General features: G+C 66.1%; 1 pseudogene. It reads left to right on the top strand.

The features are described from left to right. Positions 1-233 (top strand): annotated as a pseudogene (locus ACPYOJ_RS35810) (hypothetical protein); the annotation flags it as partial.

Genomic DNA, 233 nt, shown 5'->3' with positions numbered 1-233 from the left:
CCCCCCCCCCCCCCCCCCCCCCCCCCCCCCCCCCCCCTCCTCCACCCAAACCCCGCCCCCCCAGATGCAGCGTAGTCTCGTGGGCTCGGAGATGTGTATAAGAGACAGTCTCCCAGCATTCGGGCATGGTCATTTGCTGCGACGGCAGGCCCTGGAAGGAAATGCGCTCGCGCGCCATGTCGAGCCAGTTGTGGCTGTCTCTTATACACATCTGACGCTGCCGACGACTAGTC

The sequence above is a fragment of the Rhizobium sp. SVR5-9E genome (genome assembly GCF_056755095.1).
The sequence above is the reverse complement of the archived record's forward strand: the minus strand, read 5'-3'. Positions and strand labels throughout refer to the sequence as shown.